At 42.6% G+C, this 23,171-nt stretch carries 25 protein-coding genes and 2 riboswitches; of the genes, 9 read left to right on the forward strand and 16 right to left on the reverse strand.

Going from position 1 to position 23,171, the window contains the following annotated elements; genetic code table 11:
- Positions 1-27: 27 nt before the first annotated feature.
- From WCV65_RS13205 to WCV65_RS13215, 3 genes are all read right to left on the reverse strand, one after another.
- A complete protein-coding gene (locus WCV65_RS13205; RefSeq protein ID WP_338777063.1) occupies positions 28-1,092 on the reverse strand; it encodes a Xaa-Pro peptidase family protein in 1,065 nt (354 codons plus the stop codon).
- Positions 1,089-1,529, reverse strand: a complete 441-nt coding sequence (aroQ, locus tag WCV65_RS13210; RefSeq protein WP_338777065.1) for a type II 3-dehydroquinate dehydratase — start codon at positions 1,527-1,529, stop codon at positions 1,089-1,091. The genes WCV65_RS13205 and aroQ overlap by 4 nt, the downstream gene beginning before the upstream one ends.
- A 100-nt stretch (positions 1,530-1,629) precedes the next feature.
- Positions 1,630-2,154 carry a YqhR family membrane protein gene (locus WCV65_RS13215; RefSeq protein WP_035404018.1) on the reverse strand — a complete coding sequence of 175 codons (525 nt, stop codon included), beginning with the start codon at positions 2,152-2,154 and terminating at the stop codon, positions 1,630-1,632.
- Between the two features lie 239 nt (positions 2,155-2,393).
- On the opposite strand from WCV65_RS13215, the gene WCV65_RS13220 reads away from it, so the two are divergent.
- Entirely contained in the window at positions 2,394-3,335 is a 942-nt protein-coding gene (locus tag WCV65_RS13220; RefSeq protein ID WP_035404016.1) for a DUF1385 domain-containing protein, read from the forward strand.
- A 32-nt stretch (positions 3,336-3,367) separates the two neighbouring features.
- The gene (locus tag WCV65_RS13225) at positions 3,368-3,742 is read left to right on the forward strand and encodes an SA1362 family protein (protein WP_035404014.1); all 375 of its coding nucleotides are present in this window, start codon (positions 3,368-3,370) and stop codon (positions 3,740-3,742) included.
- Here the strand turns inward: WCV65_RS13225 and WCV65_RS13230 are convergent.
- The 4 genes from WCV65_RS13230 to WCV65_RS13245 form a co-directional block, all read right to left on the reverse strand.
- On the reverse strand, positions 3,739-4,620 hold the full coding sequence (locus tag WCV65_RS13230; RefSeq protein ID WP_035404012.1) for a patatin-like phospholipase family protein: 882 nt from the start codon (positions 4,618-4,620) through the stop codon (positions 3,739-3,741). The genes WCV65_RS13225 and WCV65_RS13230 overlap by 4 nt on opposite strands.
- Before the next feature lie 202 nt (positions 4,621-4,822).
- Positions 4,823-5,251 carry a transcriptional regulator MntR gene (mntR, locus tag WCV65_RS13235; protein ID WP_035404010.1) on the reverse strand — a complete coding sequence of 143 codons (429 nt, stop codon included), beginning with the start codon at positions 5,249-5,251 and terminating at the stop codon, positions 4,823-4,825.
- A 377-nt stretch (positions 5,252-5,628) separates the two neighbouring features.
- A complete protein-coding gene (locus WCV65_RS13240; RefSeq protein ID WP_338777070.1) occupies positions 5,629-8,187 on the reverse strand; it encodes a vitamin B12-dependent ribonucleotide reductase in 2,559 nt (852 codons plus the stop codon).
- A gap of 393 nt (positions 8,188-8,580) precedes the next feature.
- Positions 8,581-9,417, reverse strand: coding sequence for a biotin/lipoate A/B protein ligase family protein (locus tag WCV65_RS13245; RefSeq protein WP_035404005.1), 837 nt, complete (start codon positions 9,415-9,417; stop codon positions 8,581-8,583).
- Positions 9,418-9,601: 184 nt separating this feature from the next.
- Between WCV65_RS13245 and WCV65_RS13250 the strand changes: the two genes are divergently transcribed.
- Together WCV65_RS13250 and WCV65_RS13255 are read left to right on the forward strand one after the other, a co-directional pair.
- Positions 9,602-9,979, forward strand: a complete 378-nt coding sequence (locus tag WCV65_RS13250) for a rhodanese-like domain-containing protein (RefSeq protein ID WP_156505834.1) — start codon at positions 9,602-9,604, stop codon at positions 9,977-9,979.
- A 104-nt stretch (positions 9,980-10,083) separates the two neighbouring features.
- Positions 10,084-10,530: a DUF4385 domain-containing protein gene (locus WCV65_RS13255; RefSeq protein WP_338777075.1), complete on the forward strand. Its 447-nt coding sequence runs from the start codon at positions 10,084-10,086 to the stop codon at positions 10,528-10,530.
- A gap of 21 nt (positions 10,531-10,551) precedes the next feature.
- On the opposite strand, the gene gcvPB is transcribed toward WCV65_RS13255, so the two are convergent.
- The 3 genes from gcvPB to gcvT are packed head-to-tail and all read right to left on the reverse strand — an operon-like array spanning position 10,552 to position 14,488.
- Complete coding sequence (gcvPB, locus tag WCV65_RS13260) at positions 10,552-12,027, reverse strand: aminomethyl-transferring glycine dehydrogenase subunit GcvPB (protein WP_035404001.1); 1,476 nt, start codon at positions 12,025-12,027, stop codon at positions 10,552-10,554.
- Positions 12,020-13,366, reverse strand: a complete 1,347-nt coding sequence (gene gcvPA, locus WCV65_RS13265; protein WP_338777080.1) for an aminomethyl-transferring glycine dehydrogenase subunit GcvPA — start codon at positions 13,364-13,366, stop codon at positions 12,020-12,022. The genes gcvPB and gcvPA overlap by 8 nt, the downstream gene beginning before the upstream one ends.
- Before the next feature lie 18 nt (positions 13,367-13,384).
- Complete coding sequence (gcvT, locus tag WCV65_RS13270; protein ID WP_338777082.1) at positions 13,385-14,488, reverse strand: glycine cleavage system aminomethyltransferase GcvT; 1,104 nt, start codon at positions 14,486-14,488, stop codon at positions 13,385-13,387.
- A gap of 152 nt (positions 14,489-14,640) precedes the next feature.
- Positions 14,641-14,740: riboswitch (glycine riboswitch) on the reverse strand.
- Positions 14,741-15,069: 329 nt separating this feature from the next.
- On the opposite strand from gcvT, the gene WCV65_RS13275 reads away from it, so the two are divergent.
- The 4 genes from WCV65_RS13275 (at position 15,070) to WCV65_RS13290 (ending at position 18,388) form a co-directional block, all read left to right on the forward strand.
- A complete protein-coding gene (locus WCV65_RS13275; RefSeq protein WP_338782290.1) occupies positions 15,070-16,743 on the forward strand; it encodes an SNF2-related protein in 1,674 nt (557 codons plus the stop codon).
- An 11-nt stretch (positions 16,744-16,754) separates the two neighbouring features.
- Complete coding sequence (locus tag WCV65_RS13280) at positions 16,755-17,549, forward strand: YqhG family protein (protein WP_338777084.1); 795 nt, start codon at positions 16,755-16,757, stop codon at positions 17,547-17,549.
- 154 nt (positions 17,550-17,703) lie between these two features.
- A riboswitch (cyclic di-GMP riboswitch) is annotated at positions 17,704-17,797 on the forward strand.
- A gap of 29 nt (positions 17,798-17,826) precedes the next feature.
- Positions 17,827-17,961, forward strand: coding sequence for an anti-repressor SinI family protein (locus WCV65_RS13285; protein WP_082883691.1), 135 nt, complete (start codon positions 17,827-17,829; stop codon positions 17,959-17,961).
- A 91-nt stretch (positions 17,962-18,052) separates the two neighbouring features.
- On the forward strand, positions 18,053-18,388 hold the full coding sequence (locus tag WCV65_RS13290; protein ID WP_035403995.1) for a helix-turn-helix domain-containing protein: 336 nt from the start codon (positions 18,053-18,055) through the stop codon (positions 18,386-18,388).
- A 4-nt stretch (positions 18,389-18,392) separates the two neighbouring features.
- Here the strand turns inward: WCV65_RS13290 and WCV65_RS13295 are convergent, their stop codons facing one another.
- The 6 genes from WCV65_RS13295 to WCV65_RS13320 all read right to left on the reverse strand — a co-directional run bounded on the left by WCV65_RS13295 (position 18,393) and on the right by WCV65_RS13320 (position 22,284).
- Complete coding sequence (locus tag WCV65_RS13295) at positions 18,393-18,950, reverse strand: signal peptidase I (RefSeq protein WP_338782292.1); 558 nt, start codon at positions 18,948-18,950, stop codon at positions 18,393-18,395.
- A gap of 2 nt (positions 18,951-18,952) precedes the next feature.
- Positions 18,953-19,642 carry a hypothetical protein gene (locus tag WCV65_RS13300; protein WP_338777090.1) on the reverse strand — a complete coding sequence of 230 codons (690 nt, stop codon included), beginning with the start codon at positions 19,640-19,642 and terminating at the stop codon, positions 18,953-18,955.
- Between the two features lie 182 nt (positions 19,643-19,824).
- Complete coding sequence (locus WCV65_RS13305; protein ID WP_338777092.1) at positions 19,825-20,421, reverse strand: CalY family protein; 597 nt, start codon at positions 20,419-20,421, stop codon at positions 19,825-19,827.
- A gap of 417 nt (positions 20,422-20,838) precedes the next feature.
- Positions 20,839-21,042, reverse strand: a complete 204-nt coding sequence (locus WCV65_RS13310; protein ID WP_035403985.1) for a hypothetical protein — start codon at positions 21,040-21,042, stop codon at positions 20,839-20,841.
- 11 nt (positions 21,043-21,053) lie between these two features.
- A complete protein-coding gene (locus WCV65_RS13315) occupies positions 21,054-21,353 on the reverse strand; it encodes a DUF5658 family protein (RefSeq protein WP_035403983.1) in 300 nt (99 codons plus the stop codon).
- Between the two features lie 337 nt (positions 21,354-21,690).
- Positions 21,691-22,284, reverse strand: a complete 594-nt coding sequence (locus tag WCV65_RS13320; protein ID WP_338777094.1) for a TasA family protein — start codon at positions 22,282-22,284, stop codon at positions 21,691-21,693.
- Between the two features lie 546 nt (positions 22,285-22,830).
- Between WCV65_RS13320 and WCV65_RS13325 the strand changes: the two genes are divergently transcribed.
- A complete protein-coding gene (locus WCV65_RS13325; protein ID WP_338777096.1) occupies positions 22,831-23,169 on the forward strand; it encodes a helix-turn-helix domain-containing protein in 339 nt (112 codons plus the stop codon).
- Positions 23,170-23,171 lie beyond the last annotated feature (2 nt).

The following is a 23,171-nucleotide window of genomic DNA, read 5'->3' on the forward strand; positions in this document are numbered from 1 at the left end:
TATGTAAAAAAGCGAATGCGCCTTTTTTTAAAGGATAATCAATTCTTTTGGAGACGATGTTAGTGACTCGTTGCCGTTTTCCGTGACAACCGTGTCATCTTCAATTCTTACTCCGCCAAGTCCGGCGATATAAATACCAGGTTCTACCGTTACCACCATTCCGGACTCCAAAACCGTTTCAGATCGTGAGGATAATGCAGGTCCTTCATGCACTTCCAAGCCTAAGCCGTGACCTGTTGAATGACCGAAATACTCTCCGTACCCTTTTTCTGTAATGTAATCACGTGTTAAGGCGTCTGCTTCCTTGCCTGTCATGCCCGCTTTAATTCCGTTCATGGCTCTAAGCTGAGATTCCAGCACGACCGAATAAATTTCCTTCAGCTTATCAGAAGGCTCGCCGACTGCAAACGTTCTCGTAATATCCGAGCAGTACCCTTTATAGTAAGCACCGAAATCAAGCGTTACAAAATCGCCTGTTTCAATTTCTTTTTCGCTTGCTGTTCCGTGCGGGAGAGCAGAGCGAAAGCCGGATGCAACAATAATATCAAATGAAGATGAAGCAGCTCCATTTTTACGCATGAAAAACTCCAGTTCGTTGGAAACATCAATTTCTTTCAAACCTGGGCGAACGAAGTGTAGAATGTGAGAATAGGCGGCATCCGCAATCTCGGCCGCTTCCTTTAATATCTTAATCTCTGCCGGAGACTTAATCAAGCGTAACTTTTCCACGGCACCTGAAACCGGAACAAGAGAGATTCCGTTCATTGCTTTTTGGTACTGCTGATATGCAGCGAACGTAATATGGTCCTGCTCGAAGCCAAGCTTCGTAATGCCCATCTTTTTTGCCTGTTCAGCTGCTTCTTCAATGATTGAGCCTGTATGCTGAATAATCTCGTAGCCTTGTGCCTGCTTCCCTGCCTGTTCTACATAACGGAAATCTGTGATGAATACCGCCTTTGATTCCGAAATAATCGCTAGTCCCGCAGAGCCGGTGAAGCCTGTCATATAACGGCGGTTGTATTCGCTTGTAATAAGCAGACCATCAATTTCAGAACTCTTAAATGAATTTCTTAATTTTTCAAGCATGTTCATCTTCCCCCTGTTTGATTCATTAACGCCTGAAGCGCCAGTCTATATCCATAGAATCCAAGCCCGGCGATTTGGCCAAGTGCTGCAGGAGCAATAACCGAATGGTGCCGGAATTCTTCTCTGGCATAAACATTTGATATATGTACTTCCATAACCGGAACCGATACTCCTGCAACCGCATCCCGAATTGCATAGCTGTAATGGGTGAAAGCCCCGGGATTCAGAACGATTCCATCGTACTGTTCATCCGCTTCATGAATGGCATCAATTAAATCTCCCTCATGGTTGGACTGAAAGCACGTTACCTCGATTCCTGCGTCTTCCGCGAATTGAAGAAGCTCTCTTTCAAGATCTGTTAAAGTCTTACTGCCGTATACAGCCGGCTCGCGTTTCCCAAGCCGGTTTAAATTGGGGCCGTTGAGGATTAAATACCGCTGCATATTTCTCTCTCCCGTCCTGAAAAACTGAAATGAAAAGCCAGGAATCACCCAAGCTTCATTCAGCAAAAGCTTCTATGAGTGCTTGTTTATTTTACCATAGTCAGCTATTTTCCTCTAATGATTTAGAAGGTTTGGATTTCGTCTCCTTCATTACTTCACTATAGTCATATGATATGGAATACCCAACGAACGTTCCATATAGGATATAAATACATAATGTAGTTACAACCGTATTTGAATCCAAATCTGTAATCGGTTTTAGGACAGGAAACAGGGGAGTCAATAATACAAAGACGAACCCCCATAGTGCGATACCGAATCCAATTCCAGCCCAAATCGTATGAATTCTTCTTAAAATAGCGTAATAAACAAAGGCAACTCCGATTGAAATAACACTGATTAAGCATATACTTACAATATTTCCTGCTGTTCCATCTTTCCATGCTCCTGCCGATACCGGCTGCAAAATCATATTGGGGCTTATTTCGGAAAGCTTAAAGTACGAAGCAATAAAAGCCATCACAGACCAGATCAGGCCACCAGCAAAGCCGCATGCAGCTACTCTTCCAAGAATTGAAGCGGCTGTCGGCCCCTTTTTAACCGTTCCAGAATTTTGATTGTCCATTTACCATCACCTCACTTCTCAGTATGCCCCTACTTTTCCCTGTCAATGTCAGTGCGCTTCTCATGTGTAAGAAAAAAATGGATGGGTATACTAATCCTACAACCTGTAACGGTAAATAAATGTCAAAACAATGAAACATCAGCCTAGAGGTTTACCTGAATTTTAGGTAAAATAGAATAATAACACTTTTGACAGAAATTCTTAGCAGAAGTGACCAAGTTGAGATAGGTTGGTGTTTCATGTCTACAGAGAAAAAACCCGCGTATGGCGGGCAGGCAGTGGTTGAAGGAGTTATGTTCGGAGGAAAGCATCATTACGTAACGGCAATCCGGAGAAAAGATGATTCAATTGAATTTTTTCATTTGCCGAGAAAAGGGAATCCTATTCTTGCAAAACTGAAAAAAATCCCTTTTTTAAGAGGCATTATCGCTATATTGGAAGCAAGTGCAAATGGTACCAAGCATTTGAATTTTTCTACTGACCGATTTGATGTAGACCCTGGAGACGACAGCAAAGTGGCCTCCGAAAGAAAAGAATCAAAACTGACTATGATTCTTGGCGTAGCCGCTGCAGGTATTCTGTCGTTTTTGTTTGGGAAATTCATCTTCACCTTAATACCTGTTTTTCTGGCTGAGTCCACCCGCTTTATCTTTAAAAGTGATTTTTCACAAATCATGGTGGAGGGTGCTTTTAAACTCATTCTGCTGCTTGCCTACATTTATTTTATATCGTTAACCCCTCTTATTAAACGGGTATTCCAATACCACGGGGCAGAACATAAAGTCATTAACTGCTATGAAAACGATATGCCTCTGACGGTAGAAAATGTACAAAAGCAATCCAGGCTCCATTACCGCTGCGGAAGCAGTTTTATCCTGTTTACAGTCATCGTAGGTGTTTTTGTTTATATGCTCGTTCCAACCGATCCTTTATGGTTACGTGTTGTAAATCGGGTAGCTTTAATACCAGTCGTACTTGGTATTTCTTTTGAGGTTTTGCAGCTTACAAATTCCCTCCGCAATGTACCAATCTTAAAAGCACTTGGTCTGCCCGGGTTATGGCTTCAGCTTTTAACCACGAAAGAACCTGATAACAAACAGGTGGAAGTAGCAATTGAGAGCTTTGAAGAGCTAATGAGGATGGAAAAGGAAACCCAAATGTCTAAGGAGCAAATTGTTTAACAATCTTGTCTAATTTAATGGGAGGTGGATTCATGAAACGCGGATCGAACTGGTTTTTTCTGGCTATTGCGGGTCTTGCAGGTTTCTATTTGATTACTACCATGATCACAAATCCTGCTGCTCTCCTGCAGCAGGCAGCAATCTTGGTCATTACCATTGCCATTATCTATCTTGTGTTCCGTTATTTTATGAAAAGGAAAATGGGGTCTGATTACTCGTCCTATTCAAAAGCGGTGAAGCAGTCGAAGCGTACCGCAAACGAAAAAACTTATTCCAGCTCCCCTTCCAAGACGGTCACTCCCATCAAAAAATACGTGAAAAGAAAGCCTTTTAAGAAGAAAAGCTCCAGTCACTTGACAGTCATTGAAGGAAAAAAAGGAAAAAAGAAAAATAGGGCCCTTTTTTAATAGGCCCATGTCTGGAGAAAATGCTCCGTTTCACTTCTGCCTAGCTCAATTAGAGCTAGCTTTTTTTCTTCTGTTAAATTAAATTCTGTCGTCAAAATATGATCAACCGGTAAAAACACAATATTCCGTTCATGCTTGCTTGATATGTGGCGGGCGTCATGGGCGTCCTTCATCGTCTCAAATAAGGCCCCGTACAATTCAATGGCATTCGTAATTTTATTCTTGGGCCTTTCCTGTTCATTCGGTGTTAACCGGATGCCCAGTACCGGCCGTTTCGGAAATAGTTCCGCAGTAAAAAGCCAGATGGGAAAATTGCTAAGTACTCCTCCATCGACAATCACGCAGTTTCCCAACCGGGATGTCAGCTTTACCGGTTCAAAAAAATAAGGCAGACTGCTGCTCATTCTTACCGCCCTCGCAACCGAAAAGTTTTCAGGAACAAGGCCGTATTCAGGCAAATCATCGGGTAATACGACAATCTTCCCGTTTGTCAGGTCGGATGCGATCACTTTTAACGATCCTGTCGGCAAATCACCGAAAGTTGAGATTCCCTTCGCTTTCAGTTTTTCAGCAATCCAATTCTCCAATTTTTGGCCTTTGTATAACCCAAGACGCCAATAAATCGAAATCCACTTTAAAAAACGGAGCGGAAAAAACGAGATCCGTTCATCCATAAAATCCTTTAAATTCGCTTCTTCCAGCAAGTCGATAATTTCATCACTTGTATACCCGGCTGCTATAAAGGCAGCAATAATCGATCCTGCGCTTGTTCCGGCTATACGGGCAAACCGCAGGCCCTTTTTCTCTATTGCCTGGTAGGCTCCAGCCATAGCCAGCCCCTTAATTCCTCCGCCTGAAAAAACACCGTCAATATACACAGGATTCCCCCTCTGTATGCTGTCTGTTAATCCTATTTCAACGTGCTGGTTTTTTAGAACTTAGGCATCCGGCTTGGGGTAAATCAGGAAACTTTTTAGTGAAGTGTTTAATAAGAGGGTTTAGAAAAGCAGGACAGTGTATGCAGAAGCCGATGCGTCCCAGGAAAAAAATCCGGGGCGCTCATCTGCTGCTAATTGTCAATTAAGAGGGATCCTGTTCACTCCGTTTCTGTACGCTTTTAAGATCTTCGGAGCGTTTCGGATCTTCCTCAAAATACTGGACAAGGTCACCGATCCGATCGATGGCATTCCAGCTTAAATGGTGTTCAATACCTTCTACATCATCGTATATAATATCTTCATCCACACCAATGATTCTCATAAATTGTTCAAGAAGTTCATGCCGGTAAACGAGACGTTTGCCAATTTTCTTCCCTTTTGGTGTAAGAATCAAGCCTCTATACTTCTCATAAACTAAATATTCATCTTTATCCAGCTTCTGCACCATTTTTGTAACAGAGGAGGGATGTACGCCTAGTGCTTCTGCGATATCGGACACTCTGGCGTAGCCTTTTTCTTCTATCAGGTTGTAAATTTGTTCTATGTAATCTTCCATACTGGGCGTTGGCATAATTAAAAGTCCCTCCATTGCTTACCGATCATACTTCAAAAATAAATCATATCAAGTGTACACTTTTTTAGTTGCTGTGACAAGGAACGTTCCCGTCATATAAGGCTTTTGGCGGGGAAGGAGCAGGCCGAATTCAAAAAGAAAAAATGACTGATTCGGTAAGAACAAGCCATATGATTTCCGATTCTGATTCCTTTCTCCTCGTGGTACAGGCATTGTCCCCCGCTCCCTCATAACCCGCTTTTCTTAGCAGCAATATTAAGCCGTCTCCAATCCTCATGGTGGCAGTACTAATATTGTAAAATTAAAAAAGCTGCCAGGATTCAGGATCCCTGGCAGCCAGGAGCCGGATAAGTCATCCAGCTTCTAATATGATATTATAATCCGCATTTTAACTGGGCACCGCAGCTTGTACATGTGTTGCAGCCGCCCAGATCTTCGACCGTACCTTCGCGGCATACCGGACAAGTGTTGCCTACTTCGTTTCCAATCGTTACATCGGTTGAACGCAGGGCGTTGATTGTATCAACAAGAACCACTTTGCCCTTTTCTTTTGGTGCTTCTTCCGTTTCGTCATCAAACGTATTCTCTTCAGCCTTTAAAGTCAGAACCTGAGAGTCCCGGCTTCCATCGACATAAACCGTTCCGCCCTTAGCACCGCCTTTATAAAGACGCTCATACACGCCTTCAACCTGCTCAACAGAATAGCCTTTAGGGGCATTTACTGTTTTAGAGATCGAGCTGTCAATCCAGCGCTGAATGACACACTGTGCATCAGCGTGGGCTTCAGGGGACAGTTCCATCGCTGAAATAAACCAGTGAGGAAGATTATTAGGATCTGCATCTGGGTTGCTGTCCAAATACTCCTGAACAATATCCGCTTTCACTTCTATAAATTTACCGAGTCTTCCGCTTCTAAAGTAAGAGAAGGAGAAGTAAGGTTCGAGGCCAGTTGATACACCGACCATGGTACCCGTTGAACCTGTAGGGGCCACTGTCAGCAAGTGAGAGTTGCGAATTCCGTACTTTTCAATCTCTTCCCGGATATCCTCAGGCATTTTCTTCATATAGCCTGTTTCCGTGAATTTTCTGCGCAGCTCCATCGTTTCTGCTTCTCTTGAACCTGTCAGGAATGGGAAGCTGCCTTTTTCTTTGGCAAGCTCAACAGAAGCACGGTAAGCCGTTGTTGCAATGGTTTCAAACACTTTATCAACAAGGGCATTTCCCTCTTCTGTTCCGTATTCCGTTTCACAGTAAATCAGCAGGTCATGAAGACCCATTACACCAAGTCCAACACGGCGTTCACCCAGTGCCTGCTTTTTATTCTCCTCAAGGAAATATGGAGTTGCATCGATAACGTTATCCTGCATGCGGACACCCGTTTCAACCGTCTGGCGAAGTTTTTCAAAGTTTACCGTTTTCGTTGTTTTGTCGGCCATTTCTGCCAGGTTTACAGCTGCAAGGTTACAGACTGAAAATGGCGCGAGAGGCTGTTCTCCGCACGGATTTGTTGCAACAACCTTTTGCCCATAGGCTTTAGCGTTTGTCATATCGTTGGCATTATCAATAAAGAAAATGCCAGGTTCCGCAGAGTATGTTGCACAAATATTCACCAGGTTCCAAAGCTCTTTTGCTTTAATTTTGCGATACGTACGGACTTTGTAGCCTTTTGCTTCCCACTCGCGTACGTCCCCTGACTTGTGCCACTCTTCATTGTAGGCTTTCATGTCTTCCTTGCTGTAGCTCTCAACATCAGGGAACCTTAAATCATATTCCTCATCCATTTCTACAGCCTTCATGAAATCGTTCGTCAGGCAAATGGAGATATTTGCCCCTGTTAGGAATTCAGAGTTGTGTACACTGTACGTTCCGCCGGTTTTCAGCTTCGATTCTGCATCTCTCATCACTTTGTCAGAAAAACCGCCGTTTCCAGGAATGGCTTTGTAATTTACAATGCCCTGATACATGTCCTGTTCCGCTTGTGTGAAAGGAGTGAATTTCAGTTTTTCCTGCGCTGCTCTTTTAATGGATTCATCGTTTGTATTTTCAATAAGATATCGAAGGATACGCGGATTTTGCATTTTGGATATAATGAATTCCACGATGTCCGGGTGCCAGTCGGAAAGCATAATCATTTGGGCACCGCGTCTTGATCCGCCCTGTTCCACAAGATGCGTAAGTTTTGCGATATCATCAAGCCAGGAAACCGATCCTGACGATTTACCATTTACTCCGCGTGCAAGCGTGTTGCGCGGCCGGAGGGTTGATCCGTTCGTTCCCACTCCGCCTCCGCGGCTCATGATTTCCATTACCTGTTTACGGTGCTCAGAAATTCCTTCACGCGAATCCTGAACGAAAGGCATGACATAGCAGTTAAAGTACGTAACGTCTGTTCCAGCTCCTGCTCCATATAAAACACGGCCTGCAGGCACGAAGTTTGTGGCGACAAGCTCCTGATAGAACTTTGCAAACCACTCCTGGCGTTTTTCTTCGGTTTTTTCCACAGAAGCAAGGCCAGTCGCATTTCGTTTCGCAATTTGTTCGTAAAAGACTTCCAAAGGCTTTTCAATGACATCTAAGGATCTAACGATTAATCCGCTTTCGATTTCCTCAGGCTTGTCCAGAGAATGACGGTATTCCTCATCTACTAAAACAGTAGCTGTTTTTGACGTCCAATCAAGCTCCGTTATGTAACCCAGTCCCCTAGCCGGAAACTTCGGATCCTCTTTTATGGTCAGAACAACGAAATCACCTTTGGATAACGTTACTTTTTCCGTATCCTTAAATGTATACCTGTCAAGCATGACAAGACGGGAAACGCCTTTATGTGTAAGGTGCATGTCATCTGTCACCGGATGCACCTGCGTGAACAAGGAAATATCCTTATTCAGCTTGTCTACATCCATTTTCATCTTCTCCTCTAACGAAACGGGCATGTTAACAACTCCTCTTCCAATAGTACTAAGTAAAAATATCATACATCAGGCCCTATAATCAACATATAGTGCATTCATTATTAAGAACAATACTATATATTGATTATAGCTTGGTTTTTCCCTTGTTTGTCAAATCGAAAACTAAACAAAAACGAGAGAAAAACAGAGAAAATAAGAGATTCTGCTGCATCTGCTATTTAAATTAAACCAATTTGTGATTTGCAATAATTCCTATTAAACCAACTTCTGATAAATAAAGGAAATAATTGAATTATTTTCTTGCTGCAGTAAAAATAATTTACGACTACATCCATTATAGAACAAATGTTCTTCGTGATCATAGAGTAATTTCTGGCAAAAGGAAAAAGCGGCACAAATGCCGCCCTATCCTTGCTACCTTTTAAAGTTCCAGTCACTGCTTTCATATTTACTTTTTGCGAGATTTTCTACATACATTTGTTCATCCTGCGAAAGTTCATAAGCTTCCAGTTCAATATTCAATCCGGTCTCAAATCCTTTTTTAAATGCCTTACGCGCCTCTTCCATTGTGACAGGCGTTTCTCTTAAAGCATTCGCTGCAACAGCTTTACTGCTAAAATTTCTGCGCATCCGTTCTTTTACCCGCTCACTGGGATACTTGAATAAATCAAACAGCTTATCCTCATCCAAATCAAGCAGGATCGAGCCGTGCTGCAGGATGACACCCTTCTGGCGGGTTTGAGCACTCCCTGCAACTTTTCGCCCTTCAACTACGAGCTCATACCAGGATGGTGCATCAAAGCAAACAGAAGATCGCGGATTTTTAAGGCCTTCTTTTTCCTCATCTGTTCTTGGAATTGCAAAGTACGCATCAAGACCAAGATTCCGAAAGCCTTCTAATATTCCTTCAGAAATAACCCGGTAGGCTTCTGTAACCGTGCGGGGCATCTCCGGGTGCTCCTCCGTTACAATGACACTATATGTAAGCTCTTGGTCATGAAGTACGCCCCTGCCTCCGGTCGGTCTTCTGACAAACCCCAGACCGTGCCGTTTAACCGCATCAAAATCTATTTCTTTTTCAGCCTTTTGAAAATAGCCGATGGATAAGGTTGCAGGATTCCATCCATAGAAACGGATAACCGGTGGAATTTTCCCTTCGCTATGCCAATCCAGCAGCGCTTCATCCAATGCCATGTTGAAGGAAGGTGAACAATTTCCTGAATCAATAAATCGCCATTTTTCTTTTATCATATGCTTCCCTCTTTTAGCGTTTTAATCACTGCCTCAAAAGATACTTTATCAGTCTAACAAATCGCGGCAGACTTGAAAACAAATCTGACCTTATTTCAGTGACAATTAAGAGCCTGTCTTATATAATTAGAGGTATCGTTTAGAAGAGGTATTTTTTTATATTCACAGAAGGAGTCGAGATTCATTGGAATGGATTATTTTAATCGTGCTTTTAGCAGGAATCGTTGCCTACAGTCTTTACACTTATTTTTATCAGCGGAAAATTCTTAAATCACTTACTGAGGAAGAATTCCGGGCTGGCTATCGCAAAGCCCAGCTTATTGATATAAGAGAACCGAACGAATTTGATGGCGGCCACATCTGGGGTGCACGCAATATCCCCCTTTCACAAATGCGCCACCGGTACAAAGAGATTCGCCAGGATCAGCCTGTTTATCTATATTGCCAAAACACTACAAGAAGCGGCCGTGCAGCCCAGCAGCTCAAGAAAAAGGGCTACAGCGAGCTATACATGCTAAAAGGCGGTTTCCGTTCATGGACCGGCAAAGTGAAAAAGAAGTAATGAATGTCGCCCGCACTTACCTGCGGGCTCCTTTTTTTTTAGAGCACTCTTCCGTTTCGCTTCCTTCCTATTGAGGGTAAACTACCCAAAAGGAGGGCGCTTCAATGTCTTTTGATTACGAGATGGATTTTAAGAATACCGATTTCAGGGAAGAGCCAGAGAAATACCGGGTTGGCCGAGGGGAGCAGGGGGTCTTGATGGTGGAACCATATAAAAGTGAAATACTCCCCCATTGGCGTTTTAAAACTCCCGATATTGCCAAAGAATCCTCTGAAAAAATTTATGAGCTTTTCCTTGAATATAAAAAGAAAAATGATTTTCCGGGCATGGATATGGCGCGTAAATTTTTACAAATGGGCTATACCCGGTCCAGAAGGTACGCAAATTATAAAGGCGGCCGGAAATACAAAAAGGATGGCGAAGTCAACGAACGGGAAATAGATGACCAGAAGGCTGAATCTGCCGCCATCTTCGAGAAAAAGTGGAAGCTTGTCAGAGCGGATGAAGAGTACTTGAAACTAAAAAAAGAGCATCAGGAGAATTATGGCTAATTCTCCTGATGCTCTTTTTCATTAATTCGTTACAGGTTCTTTTTTCTCAAACTTCAGAACCGGTTTTCTGGCAGCAAGCGTTTCATCAAGTCGTTTAACAACGGTTGTATGAGGAGCTTCCTGTACGATTTCCGGATTCTCTTCCGCCTCTTTAGCGATTTGAATCATGGCATCGATAAACGCATCCAGCGTTTCCTTCGATTCTGTTTCTGTAGGCTCAATCATGATGCACTCCTCGACGTTTAGCGGGAAGTAAATGGTTGGCGGATGATAGCCAAAGTCAAGAAGGCGCTTCGCAATATCCAGCGTGCGGACACCAAGCTTCTTCTGGCGCTTCCCGGAGAGTACAAACTCATGCTTGCAATGCTTATCAAACGGCAGGTCAAAATGCGGCGCGAGTCTCCGCATCATGTAATTCGCGTTCAGCACAGCATATTCAGTTACAGCCTTCAGCCCATCCGGCCCCATTGTACGGATATACGTATAGGCACGAACATTGATGCCGAAGTTTCCATAAAACGGCTTCACTCTTCCAATTGAGTCAGGACGGTCATAATCAAAATGGAACGCTCCATTCTCTTTTACCAGCACCGGTTTTGGAAGGAAGCGGATTAAGTCTTTCTTCACGCCGACAGGACCTGATCCCGGACCACCGCCGCCATGCGGACCCGTAAAGGTTTTATGAAGATTCAAATGGACGACATCAAAGCCCATATCTCCTGGTCTCGCTTTACTTAGAACGGCATTCAGGTTCGCTCCGTCGTAATAAAGCTTGCCTCCTGCTTCATGAACAATTTCAGCCATTTCCAAAATGTTTTCCTCAAACAAACCGAGCGTATTCGGATTTGTCAGCATGAGCGCTGCTGTGTCGCGTCCAACGACTCTTCTTAAATCCTCCAGGTCCACTAGGCCCGTTTCATCTGATTTCACTGTTACCGTCTCGAATCCGGCAACAGTGGCCGATGCAGGATTCGTACCGTGCGCTGAATCCGGTACCACTACTTTTGTCCTTTGCAAATCTCCATTTGCTTCATGGAATGCACGGATCATCATCAGCCCTGTCCATTCGCCATGAGCTCCCGCTGCCGGCTGAAGCGTCACTTCGTCCATCCCGGTTATTTCTCGTAAATGCTCCTGTAAATCATACAGCAGCTCCATAGCCCCCTGAACAGTCTCTTCTTCCTGCAGCGGATGAATATGAGCTAAGCCAGCGATCCGGGCTACATTCTCATTGATTTTCGGATTGTATTTCATTGTACAGGAACCGAGCGGATAAAAACCGGAATCCACTCCGTGGTTGCGCTTGGACAGGGCGGTATAGTGACGCATAATATCAAGCTCTGATACCTCCGGCAGTTCAGGCTCCGTTTCCCTTAAGTAGCCCTCCGGAATCAGTTCATCGAGCTTCATCTCAGGAATGTCCATTTCGGGCAGGCTATAGCCGGTTCTTCCAGGCTTCGTAAGTTCAAAAATAAGTGCTTGATCCTGATTATTCATGGCGATCCCCCAATTCCTTAACGAGCTGATCTATTTCTTCCTTTGTTCTTAATTCAGTCACAGCAACAAGCATATGATTCTTTAAACCCGGACTCGTTAAGCCTAAATCATAGCCTCCGATCATTCCGGATTCAATCAGCTTAGCGTTCGCTTCTTTCACAGGCTGATTCAGCTTAACCGCAAACTCATTAAAAATCGGCCCATTAAATGCGATATCCATTCCGGCTTCTTTGAAACGATTTTTTGCGTAATTCGCTTTTTGAAGATTTTGTACAGCCATTTCCCTGACACCTTTTTTACCGAGAGCCGTCATGGCAACAGATGCTGCAAGAGCATTCAATGCCTGATTGGAGCAAATATTGGACGTTGCCTTGTCACGGCGGATATGCTGCTCCCGCGCCTGAAGGGTTAAAACAAATCCCCGACGGCCGTCTTCATCCACGGTCTGGCCGACGAGCCTTCCAGGGACTTTTCTCATCAGTTTACTCGTTACGGCAAAGTATCCGCAGTGAGGACCGCCAAAAGCGGTTGGAATTCCAAACACTTGAGCGTCTCCAACTACAATATCTGCACCTAAAGATCCCGGCGGTGTCAGGATGCCAAGTGCCAGAGGATTGGAAGAGACAATCATCATACTCTTTCCTTGATGAGCAATCGGCTCAATCTCTTTCAGCGGTTCAATTTGCCCGAAAAAGTTCGGATATTGGATGATGACTGCTGCCACATCCTCACCCATTTCCTTTTCAAGCAAAGTAAGATCTGTCACTCCGTCTGATGCAGGAATTTCGATCACTTCAATGTATTGTCCTTTTGCATAAGTACGCAAAACATCCTTGGATTCAGGATTGACAGCTTCTGATACCAGAATTTTCTTTTTCTTTGTATGCCCTGCTGCAAGCATAGCTGCTTCTGCAAGTGCCGTTCCGCCATCATACATAGATGAATTGGCAACATCCATGCCGGTCAATTCGCAGATCATCGTTTGAAATTCGAAGATTGCCTGCAGCTCCCCTTGAGAAATTTCCGGCTGATACGGAGTATAGGCTGTATAGAACTCCGAACGGGAGATAACATGGTCTACGATAATCGGCATGTAATGATCGTAAACGCCCGCCCCGAGAAAAGAAGCGTTTTGGCGCAAATCTTTGTTTTTCGCTGCAAGTCCGCTTAGCTCTCTTAAAAGCCCCGTTTCGGATTTGGCCGGTTTAATATCGTATTCACCTTTAAAACGAACCTGTTCAGGGATATCCTCAAACAGTTCATCAATTGATTGAACGCCAATTGCGCTGAGCATGTCTTTTTGATCATGATCTGTCATCGGCAAATAACGGTGCTTCATATCCATATCCCCTCTTCCTTATCCTTTTGGACGCTTATAAAATGGTGTTGGAACAACCTTTGCTTTTAATTGTTTGCCCCGAATTTCAACGAACACTTCCGTTTCTAGTCCGCTATAATCAGATTTTAAAAGTGCAAGACCGATATTCTTCTTCAAGGTTGGTGATTGTGTTCCTGTTGTTACTTCTCCAATGAGCTCTCCGTTTATATAAACCGGATAACCGTGTCTCGGAATTCCTTTATCAATCATTTCAAGACCAGCGAGTTTCCTGGGTGCTCCGGTCTCCTTTTGCTCTTTCAGAACATCCTTACCGATAAAAGCTTCCTCTTTATTCGGTTTTACTGCAAAACCGATACCTGCCTCAATCGGCGTAATATCCTTTGAAAGCTCCTGTCCGTATAAAGGAAGATTGGATTCGAAGCGCAGTGTATCCCTTGCTCCCAATCCGCATGGTACAGCACCGGACTCTTTTCCAGCTTCCAGGATTGCTGACCACAGCATCTCGGCATCGCTCGAAGTGCAATAAAGCTCAAAGCCATCTTCCCCGGTGTAGCCGGTTCTTGATACAAGCGCCTTCGCTCCTGCAATGGAAACTTCATCTTTGAATTTGAAAAATTTGATGCTGCTTAAGTCTTCTTCGGTCAGTGTTTGAAGAATTGTTTCTGCAAGGGGCCCTTGAAATGCAAGGAGTGCGGTTTCATCTGAAAGGTTGGTCAGTTCAACCTCTCCATCTGCATGCTGCGTCATCCACTCTAAATCCTTTTCAATATTGGATGCATTGATGACGACCATGTAGTCATCTTCCGCCTTTTTATAAATAAGCAAATCATCGACCGTGCCGCCATCCTCATAGCACATTGCCGAATATTGAGCACCACCGGCTTTTAAAACGGATACATCATTCGTCATCATTTTTTGAAGAAAAGGAAGACTGCCTTTCCCTTTGACTGAAACCTCTCCCATATGGGAAACGTCAAATAAACCTGCTTTGGAGCGAACGGCCTGATGTTCCTCTTTAATAGAAGAAAACTGAACAGGCAGCTCCCAGCCCCCGAAGTCGATCGTCTTTCCTCCATACTGTTTATACAGTTCAAATAGCGGTGTTCTTTTTAGCTGTGACAATGCTTTCCCTCCCCGGAATATGATGATACAAAAAAGGACAGACTCCTCCTGATTGAATCAGAAGGCTCTGTCCTTGGCACCTGAAAGTTTACCCTGTTCGGCAGGGCTTTCCCCTTTGGCGGTTTACTGTACGTAAACTCTCTCCAGAGCTGCGTCAAATAAGAGTCTTTTTGCCTGAGAGATTCACAAATGTTTGCTCCTTCGGCGCCGCACACAGTCTTAGTCTGCTGCGGTCTCTCCCCTTATCGTCATCCGCACATATTAATCCAAATAATGGTTAAACTAATAGTCAGCCTGTATTGGCTGCTCCAATGAACGGACATGGACATAGAAGCAGACATAGGATTAACAGAAAATGAAGCATTTTGTAAACTTTCTAACTACTTATCATCCTACCATCATCTTTAAAGGAGAGCAATCCTATTTTACCTGAATAATAATTGTTCAATCTCATTAATCATTCGCTTTTCAAGCATATACCTTATTTTTTCTTACATTTAATCCTTCTTTTAACCTAAAAGGTGAACATTAGAGAGAGTTGGTGAATTTAGTTGAAAAGGTTTACAAGTTTTAATGTCCCTATCCATTATGATGATCAGTGGCAGCAGGAAATCATTGAACTTATTGAAACAGACGGCCCCTGGGCAAACTGGGAGCTATTTAAGCTATCCTGTGAAATACAGAACCATACTGCCGTACCTGATTTTGAAGGACTGCAGGCACCTAAATATCTGCCTGATTTTCAGCCCCTCCCCCATCAGCTTGAAGTTGCCAAAACAGTCGTTGAGAAAATGAACGGCAAAGCGATCCTTGCTGATGAAGTGGGACTTGGAAAAACAATTGAAGCAGGTCTGATTCTCAAAGAATATATGATTCGCGGACTGGTGAAAAAGGTGCTGATTCTCGTACCCGCTTCTTTAGTGTCGCAATGGGCGAGAGAATTGAATCAAAAATTTTACATACCTGCTGTTGAGCAAAAGAAAAGCTATGTATGGGAGCAATGCGATGTCGTCGTTTCTTCTATTGATACAGCTAAACGGAATCCGCACAGAGACATTGTATTGAATCAGCTTTATGATCTCGTCATTATTGACGAAGCTCACAAACTGAAAAACAGCAAAACCAAAAATTATGATTTTGTCCTGAATTTAAAGAAAAAATATTGTCTGCTCCTTACAGCCACACCGATTCAAAACCGGATTGAAGAGATTTTCAATCTTGTTTCCCTCCTAAAGCCAGGCCACCTTGGGAACGAAGCTTATTTTACAGAGGTCTTTTCTGCTAAAAACCGCTCTGTGGAATACCATGAACACTTAAGAGAGCTGATCAATAAAGTTATGCTCCGCAACAGGCGCGGCGACACTGGAATCGACTGGCCAAAACGGATTGTGGAAACAATCCCGATTGTGTTTTCGGAAACCGAACAGCACCTTTATGACGAAATAACCCGAGTTAAAACAGCCATTCCCGGCGGAGTCAATACTTTTTCAATCATGACGCTGCAAAGAGAAGCATGCAGCAGCAGGGAGTCTGTATACATGACCCTAAAGAAAATGCTTGACCGCCAGGAAGAACATGGCACCCCCATTCCTCAGCCAGTCATCCATCAGCTCTTGACTGCAGTAGATCATGTAACCAGGAACAGCAAAGCTGAAAAGGTACTGGAGCTGATTAAAAAAATTGATGACAAAGTGATCATTTTCACTGAGTACCGGGCTACGCAAATGTATTTGCAATGGTACTTAAAGCAGCATGGCATCTCCTCTGTACCTTTTCGCGGCGGTTTCAAGCGCGGAAAAAAAGATTGGATGAAGGATTTGTTTAAAGGCAACATCCAGGTGCTCATCGCGACAGAAGCAGGCGGCGAAGGAATTAATCTGCAATTCTGCAATCAGATTATTAATTATGATCTTCCCTGGAATCCAATGAGACTGGAACAAAGAATCGGCCGGATTCACAGGCTGGGCCAGGAGCGGGATGTTCATATTTACAACATGTCAACGAGAAATACGGTAGAGGAGCACATCTTAAAGCTCCTATATGAAAAAATCAATCTGTTTGAAAAAGTGATTGGGCAGCTTGATGAAATTTTAACGAGGATGGAAATTACGAACTTTGAAGAACATCTTCAGGATATCCTTTTCCATTCTGCATCTGATGGAGAAATGAAAATTAAAATGGAAAACCTTACTTCGATTCTTGATTTCGCACAGCATGATAAAGAAGAAAAAAAAGCGGCCGGAGATATTATTTAGGAGGGTGACGAATGAATCAAAAAGAAATTCATACATTATTGGAAAGATTCTTTATAGCCAACCAATGCGAGATTACCGCAAAAACGGCCGGGGCGCTTGCCATACAGCTGACGATTGAAATGGACAAGGAGCTTATGAATCGCCCGTTTTACTGGCATTACCTCGAAAAAACAGGCGGAGATCCAAATCCGATGAAGCTTACTCTCCTAACAGATAAAAATGAAGAAACAGACGAAGAGAAAACGGAATTTGTTCATTTAGGCTCTCCCAGATTGCATCAGATTTTCCAGTCTGCCCGCAAGCTCGGGTCTTTTGCCCGCATGTATGAAAGACCCAATTCAAACTCGGGACAGCAGCCGCTCCATCCTTGGCTTTGCATGAATATGACCGTCTCTTATCAATGTGATATGAAAAAGGATTTCGTTTATTCCATTGGCCTCCATTTAATAAGCGGAACGATGGTTGAAAACTTTCAGGACCGTCTGAATCAGCTTCCCTTAACACCAAAGATCCCTGATTTTTGCTTCACTCTTTCCCCGCTGATTCTTCCAAAAAGCGGGATGCTGAGAATCCGCCAGCATATTGAAACTAAAATAGCAGAGGATGACCACTCATGGGCGGATGAAGCAAGACAGAGATGGAATGCTGATTTAATGCTTCTTCAGCACTTTTATGAAGATATGGAAGAAAAGCCGGAGGTTTATGAGCTGGAGAAAGAAGCGTTAAAAGAGCTATACGAGCCGAATATCCATATTTCTGTTAATAACGGGGGTATTTTTTACCTAAATCAGCGCACAATTTTTTAATTATATCGGCTGAAAAATCAAAAATTTTAATATTTTTTTCCATTTCGACACAATTCAGCACCATTTTTTATTTTTCCATTCTATAATCATGGTACAAAGGTTTCACTGGTGAATAGAGACTATAGAATCACCTTTAACAGGGAAAAGCTTTTTGGTCAGACAAAGGCAAACCTGCTGAAAAGCAGGGACGCAAAGTCACGGGTCTAAGGTTGCCGTATTGAGGCAATGATGATCGCCGGACTGCCTGAAATACATACGTATTTTAGGAGGAAATGGGATGGAGAATGTAATGGTGAAAGAAGAAATGGATTTAGAATGGAAGGAGCTGATCCTGACAGCTCTCGAAATGGGAATCAGCAAAGAAGACATTCGGCATTTCCTTCAGTCTAAGCAGAATGAAAGCAGCAATTGACCTAATTGTCGAAAAAATTTTGTCGATTCTGTTCGATTTACCGAAATATTCCCTTCGTTATATGCTATAATATCCGAGGGAAGGTGATGTCATGATTGGTGAACGCATACGCAAATATCGCAAAGAAAAAAATCTCTCTTTATCTGAACTAGCAGACCGGGCAGGCGTAGCAAAATCCTACCTAAGTTCAATCGAACGGAATCTTCAATCAAATCCATCGGTTCAATTTTTGGAAAAGGTTTCATCTGTGCTTGGCATTTCCGTTAATACGCTTTTGAATGGCAATACTGAGGATGCTTATGCAAATCAGCTCGATCAGGACTGGACATCACTTGTAAAAGAAGCTATGCAGTCAGGTGTCACCAAAGATCAATTTAGGGAATTTTTGGAATTTAATAAATGGCGGATGGATCAGCCAAAAAAATAAACGGTCAGGACTCATGTCCCGGCCGTTTATTTTTTTGAATATGATTCTCTTCTATACTAAGTATGGCTTGCCAGATTGTCGAAATGGAATAAATGATCATGATCAGACCGGGTATGATTGCCATTAGCGCACCGCCCTCTTTTGTTCGCGCAAAATGGCTAATGTACCCAGCATAGGGCACCGTAAATCCTGAATATTGGGCAACTACATTATCCGATTGAACCGGTGCAGAATCCTCATACTTGTTGTTATCACCTTTAGTACGATATACAGCTTGACCCCCGCTCATCGTTTTTTGTGTGATTCTATGTGTCGCCAAATCATATTCATCCATCCAAAATGTAATGACATCACCCTTTTTAAATCTCGTCATATCCCCGCCCGTTTTTACAGCGATCACTGAGCCGGTTTGAATGCCCGGCTCCATCGAACCTGATAGGACCGTTTTTAATTGATAGCCGAAAACCTCTGGCTCTCCACCGGATGCCTTCGATGAAAAAACGGCTAAAGCAAGTCCAATTAAAATGAAAAAGAGTAAAATTGTAAACCCCCGGCTTATCATCTTCACTCGGAATCCCCCTTATCAGCTGCCAGTTCTTCAGGGGTTCTTCCCGGCTCAGGATCCTCCTCAGGTATTCCAGCACTACTTGACTTATCATCTTCAACCTGGTCGATCATTTCAGAATCTTTTGCAGGTTTCTTTCCCTCTTCTTCCATGTTTTTTGAGTTTGTCTCTTTTTTTTCTGCTCTCTTTTTATTCTCTTTTTTCGGAGGAGGAGGGCATTCTGCCACGGTTATAATGGAACTTGCAGTCCGAACCGTCTCGTTTTCATTTCCTTCATAACCCGGCCGCTGATCCACTTCCGCATAATAGATGCCGGGTTCATCCGTTTGAATAGAAAGATGCTCTGTATGATTCTCCCCGATTTTGCCAAGTGTCCCTTCTGCCAGTACCTTATCATCTTTATAGATGCGATAGCCTGTGGATCCAATCATACCGAATCCGCTATTACGAATGGAAAAAGGCAGATTCACTGAACTGCATGCAGTAAAAGGCTTTTCAATATCCGCTTGTTCAAAACCCAGTCTGCTCCCATCCCACCATGAGCCCATTTGAAACCCAATTTCCTGATCCGCTTTTTTATTTAAATAAGCTTGAACGGGTGATGACGAAGTAGCTGAAACAACCAGAATGGTCAAAGAAATTACCGTTGTCTGAAAGATGCGTCCTCTCTTACTTCTGCTGCTCCCCATCCTTTATCCCCCGTCCGTTATGTAGAATCTGATCTTCATAAGTCATGAACCTTTAACGTCTTCATCCTGAAAAAAACTTCAATTAAAAAGGTAAAGGCGGAGGCAGAACAGCTGAAATCTGCTGTTCTGCCTCCGTCCTGATACCTTGTTTTATGTAAAACTTCTATGATGAAAGCTGGAAATTATAGCTCCTGACCGTCGCCTTGACGTCCGTCAAATGTCCATTTAAGCTGGAGAGAATCTCCCTGGAATTGGTTTTGATCTTCACCATTATCAACAAATTCAAATTGAACAAACAGATCATCCGTTGTACCAGCTTTTAGTCCCTTTTTCTTTTCAAAAAGCGGGGTAAAGACATTGCTTGCAACTGCGTTTGGATCCATATCCTTCAGCTCAGCAAGTGTCGTGCTGTAAATAACATCGTTAAGCTTGTCCGCATTATAAAGAAAGTTCACTTTGATATGGCTTCCTAAATCCTCAGAATTTGAAGGCTCGCCCTCTTTGTTCGTTACCGTGTATTCAGTCGTCAGTAGTACTTTTTTAATATCCACTGTCCCGTCATTTTGAAGCTTAAACGTGCGGTTCATCCAATCACCAGGCTTCATGTCCTTCACATTCACAATCTCAGTCGGAACCGCGTTTAAATCAAGCGTTCCTGCTGCAAAAGAGCTTGCCGCTTCTGCTTTATCATTGAAATATGCATACGTTCCCCCGCCGACCAATGATAATCCAAGTGCCGCAGATGCAATACCCAATCCTAATTTTGTCTTGATCCCCATTTTACATTCCTCCTGATTTTCTGTGTGTATGTGAACTCTTTATGAATAAAGAGGCTCAACCATTCTGTTTTGCATCATTATAATTTTAAATATTCCGACAAATTCAAATCCAGGAAGGACTTTTTCCATAGGTAACAGATTATGTACAAATTGTTATAAACTTCTTCCTGCCTGCCTCCTTTAGTTTAGCAGTCGCCTAAATTCGGCAAAAGGTTCTTTGTACCAATATATCGACCCATCCCTTTGTACGATTTTTCCAGAAAAAGCACCTGGATCCACATAAGAAGTCCTTGCAAACCGGGCTTTTCCCAAATCTCCTCCTTTTCACCCTGCACCTTTCTATCCGGGACATTAGACACTTCTTGCAGCCTGAGCCAAAATATACAAAAAAACCTCGAGCAAGCTCCAGGTTGGCTGTTAGGCATATAAAGAAATGATAGGCTTAGGATCGTACCCTTTTTCACTGTACTTCGATTTTATTGGTGTAATTTTCATCTGTGCATGTTCGAAAAGAGAACGCTGAAAGGTTAAATCATTGGAGCATACCGGACAAATCCATTCCCCGCCATTATAGCTGCTATATGAAGACTTTGCGCAGCGCGGACATACTTTTTTAAACATCATCATCTCTCCTAATTTGTTGCATGAAAAATCCAAGTCGAATGAAGCACCATCACAAACGTATATAAAATGCAGGCAGAAAATGTAACGCCCTTTAAAATTTTCGTTGTTTTAAGCGGAATTAAAAACACCATACAAAGAAGAAGCACAGAGAACATCAGCTTCACACCCATAAACGCTACCGGCGTCCACTCATACAGGCTTTTCATAATCGGGTTTGCTTCCCTTATAAAACCGAGTTCAAGACCGGCTAATGTAACAAACAAATCAATTGCATTGACAATCGCCAGGTAAATGAATGCAGTTTTCATTGGAAACCGCTCCTTTGGCATACAGGCCATTATTTATGCTATGAATGAAATAGCAGATTATGCACCCTTCGGTTCTTCCAGCCTGGAAAACACCCGCCAAATAGTCATAACGGAGTACCCGATCAACAGCAAACCAGGAACAATGAACAGGAGCGCATTTCCTTCTTTAGACTTAGCATATTCAATAAAATAACCGATATACGAAATGGTGAAACCTGTGTAATGGGCTGCTGCGTCTTATCAAATGTGATTCAAAGTACTTGTATATCTGCTTTAATGGTTTCTCATAAACAGGTGAAAAAGGAAGACAGGAAAGCTCCCGTCTTCCCGGGCTGTCTTACAGCTCTTCGCCTTTACCGTGACGTCCTTCAAATTTCCATTTAAGAGTAACTGAATCACCCTGAAACTCATTTTGCTCTTCATTGTTATCAACAAACTCAAATTGAACAAATAGATCATCCGTTGTTCCTGCTTTTAGACCCTTTCTTTCCATTAGAGGTGTAAATACATTTTTATCAATCACATTAGGGTCCTCGTCCTTTAATTCATCAAGGGTTGTGCTATAAATAACATCATTTAGTTTGTCTGCATTCCATAAGAAATTAACTCTGATGGATTTGCCCAAATCATTTACATTTACGGCAGCACCAGCTTTGTTTGTCACCGTATACTCAGTAGTCAGTAATACCTTTTTAATATCTAAAGTACCGCTGTTTACCAATTTAAAAGCACGATCCATTTTGTCACCCGGCTTGATGTTCTTCACATCAATAATCGTTTCAGGATTTACATTTAAATCAAGCGTACCTGCTGCAAACGATGATGCTGCCTCTGCAGTATCATTAAAATAGGCATATGTACCGCCGCCAATTAAGGAAAAACCAAGCGCTGCTGATGCCAGCCCTAAACCTAATTTTTTCTTTACTCCCATTCTAAAAGCCCCCTAGATTTTAATTTATATTGAACTTTTCTTAATAGAAAAGAATCAACCGCCAGCAATCTTTCTTCAAGCACATTTTTCAATAGAGTCTAACCGGAAATGGGGCGTACAATCGTTCTTAATAAAGAATACCTATATCTGATTATATATTAAGTCCTAATTAATTGAAAAATCTCGAAAATTGCCATAATATTCACTTTAACGAACATTTTCGTTCTTTTTCTCGAATTATCTAACAATAGCTAACTATTTTATAAAGAACATCCTTTATTAAAAGACGGGCTCAGGCTAGTTATGAAGTTTAGTCTCATATACAAGCTGCCTACTGACACCTCGTTCTCAATTTAAGCTTCAGATTCCCAGATATTCTTTCATAATCAGGTAAAATTTGTGATATATTGTCATTTAATTCTTTTTAAAGAACCAAATCGTTCTTTTTCTCGACATTTCTAAGGATTTCACTCCACTATTGTATTTTATTAAGAATCTACTGTACTATATAATGAACATAGATACTGATAGATAAGGAGTAACCATATGACTTTTGCAGGAAAAAAAATAAGGGAGATTAGAAGGCAAAGGGGCTTTTCCCTGACTGAGCTCGCGGATCAGGCAGGTGTATCCAAATCTTATTTAAGCTACATAGAACGAGATGTACAAAAGAACCCCAGCTTGCATTTCCTTACAAAAATTGCTGAAAATCTTGGTGTTGAGGTTAAGGATCTCATAGGGGAACAGAATAACCAAAGCAGACTTGAACAGCTAGATCCAGAATGGGAAGATCTTTTAAAAACAGCGATAAGGAATGGATTAAGCAAAGAGGATTTTAAGCTTTTTACCGACTATATCCAGTTCAGTAAAAAGCACAGCAAATAAGA

Origin of the sequence: Metabacillus sp. FJAT-52054 (assembly GCF_037201815.1) — a bacterium.
Taxonomy (GTDB): Bacteria; Bacillota; Bacilli; order Bacillales; family Bacillaceae; genus Metabacillus_B; species Metabacillus_B sediminis.

What these genes read in the sequence shown, in the direction of transcription:
- WCV65_RS13205 (WP_338777063.1), bottom strand. Translation starts at nt 1,092, where the DNA reads ATGAACATGCTTGAAAAATTAAGAAATTCATTTAAGAGTTCTGAAATT.
- aroQ (WP_338777065.1), bottom strand. Translation starts at nt 1,529, where the DNA reads ATGCAGCGGTATTTAATCCTCAACGGCCCCAATTTAAACCGGCTTGGG.
- WCV65_RS13215 (WP_035404018.1), bottom strand. Translation starts at nt 2,154, where the DNA reads ATGGACAATCAAAATTCTGGAACGGTTAAAAAGGGGCCGACAGCCGCT.
- WCV65_RS13220 (WP_035404016.1), top strand. Translation starts at nt 2,394, where the DNA reads ATGTCTACAGAGAAAAAACCCGCGTATGGCGGGCAGGCAGTGGTTGAA.
- WCV65_RS13225 (WP_035404014.1), top strand. Translation starts at nt 3,368, where the DNA reads ATGAAACGCGGATCGAACTGGTTTTTTCTGGCTATTGCGGGTCTTGCA.
- mntR (WP_035404010.1), bottom strand. Translation starts at nt 5,251, where the DNA reads ATGCCAACGCCCAGTATGGAAGATTACATAGAACAAATTTACAACCTG.
- WCV65_RS13240 (WP_338777070.1), bottom strand. Translation starts at nt 8,187, where the DNA reads ATGCCCGTTTCGTTAGAGGAGAAGATGAAAATGGATGTAGACAAGCTG.
- WCV65_RS13245 (WP_035404005.1), bottom strand. Translation starts at nt 9,417, where the DNA reads ATGATAAAAGAAAAATGGCGATTTATTGATTCAGGAAATTGTTCACCT.
- WCV65_RS13255 (WP_338777075.1), top strand. Translation starts at nt 10,084, where the DNA reads ATGTCTTTTGATTACGAGATGGATTTTAAGAATACCGATTTCAGGGAA.
- gcvPB (WP_035404001.1), bottom strand. Translation starts at nt 12,027, where the DNA reads ATGAATAATCAGGATCAAGCACTTATTTTTGAACTTACGAAGCCTGGA.
- gcvPA (WP_338777080.1), bottom strand. Translation starts at nt 13,366, where the DNA reads ATGAAGCACCGTTATTTGCCGATGACAGATCATGATCAAAAAGACATG.
- WCV65_RS13280 (WP_338777084.1), top strand. Translation starts at nt 16,755, where the DNA reads ATGAATCAAAAAGAAATTCATACATTATTGGAAAGATTCTTTATAGCC.
- WCV65_RS13285 (WP_082883691.1), top strand. Translation starts at nt 17,827, where the DNA reads ATGGAGAATGTAATGGTGAAAGAAGAAATGGATTTAGAATGGAAGGAG.
- WCV65_RS13290 (WP_035403995.1), top strand. Translation starts at nt 18,053, where the DNA reads ATGATTGGTGAACGCATACGCAAATATCGCAAAGAAAAAAATCTCTCT.
- WCV65_RS13295 (WP_338782292.1), bottom strand. Translation starts at nt 18,950, where the DNA reads ATGATAAGCCGGGGGTTTACAATTTTACTCTTTTTCATTTTAATTGGA.
- WCV65_RS13300 (WP_338777090.1), bottom strand. Translation starts at nt 19,642, where the DNA reads ATGGGGAGCAGCAGAAGTAAGAGAGGACGCATCTTTCAGACAACGGTA.
- WCV65_RS13305 (WP_338777092.1), bottom strand. Translation starts at nt 20,421, where the DNA reads ATGGGGATCAAGACAAAATTAGGATTGGGTATTGCATCTGCGGCACTT.
- WCV65_RS13310 (WP_035403985.1), bottom strand. Translation starts at nt 21,042, where the DNA reads ATGTTTAAAAAAGTATGTCCGCGCTGCGCAAAGTCTTCATATAGCAGC.
- WCV65_RS13315 (WP_035403983.1), bottom strand. Translation starts at nt 21,353, where the DNA reads ATGAAAACTGCATTCATTTACCTGGCGATTGTCAATGCAATTGATTTG.
- WCV65_RS13320 (WP_338777094.1), bottom strand. Translation starts at nt 22,284, where the DNA reads ATGGGAGTAAAGAAAAAATTAGGTTTAGGGCTGGCATCAGCAGCGCTT.
- WCV65_RS13325 (WP_338777096.1), top strand. Translation starts at nt 22,831, where the DNA reads ATGACTTTTGCAGGAAAAAAAATAAGGGAGATTAGAAGGCAAAGGGGC.